We start from the raw sequence: 791 nt of genomic DNA on the forward strand, positions 1-791 counted from the left end.
CCCAGTTTGAACAGGCACAGGTGGTGGAGGGGGAGGAGGGTGTGGGGGCCCTGGGCCTGGGTGACGCCGACGCCTTCGATGGCGTAGTTGTCGGATGCGATCGCGGAGATCTGTGATTCGGCGATCCAGTCGAGCAGGGCCGGGTCGTCGGCGTCGAGGTAGGCGGCGGTCTGGTGGATGGCGACCGGGTCGGGGTTCTTCTGCCAGGCCAGGACCTGGGTGGCGAAGCCGGTGTGCAGCAGCAGGATGTCGCCGGGCTCCACGACCACGTTGTCCGCGGTCATGATCTCCTGGAGCTGCTGGAAGGTGACGGCCTGGTAGCCGGTGCCCAGGTGGTGGGCGATGTCGATGAGGACGCCGCGGCCCTGGACGCCGTGCTGGGCCATGTGTTCCAGGCCGAGGTGGCGGGCGAAGCTGAGGCTGCCGCTGCCGTCGCCCTTGGCGTCCTCGGCGGGTCCGACGAGGTCGGTGTCGGGCCGGTAGCCGTTGTAGTAGACGGGTTCGGCGATGCCGTCGCCGTCGGCGTCGAACTCGGCGCCCTGGTGGGCCAGGGCGTCCCACTGGGTGGAGTACTGCAGCCACAGGGTGACCACGTCGTCGGACCACACGTCGATCAGGTCGGGCGAGAAGTGCTCGCTGGCCTTGATGTTGTAGAAGACGTCCTGCTGGTGGGCGAGGTCCTCGGTGGGCCGCAGGATGGGCGGGTAGCGCCGCTGGTTCAGCGCGGTCCCGCCCGGATAGTCCAGCGGCAGGCTCAGGCTGAAGGTGATCCCCTGCTCGACCTCCCGCAC

1 protein-coding gene is annotated in these 791 nt (G+C 69.0%); it reads right to left on the reverse strand.

Annotation, left to right across the window (positions count from 1 at the left end; all coding sequences use genetic code 11):
* Positions 1-791: cyclase family protein (locus IG08_RS0153270; protein ID WP_030622135.1), on the reverse strand; the 791-nt coding region annotated here is incomplete at both ends.

Source organism: Streptomyces fulvoviolaceus, assembly GCF_000718165.1.
Classification (GTDB): Bacteria; Actinomycetota; Actinomycetes; order Streptomycetales; family Streptomycetaceae; genus Streptomyces; species Streptomyces fulvoviolaceus.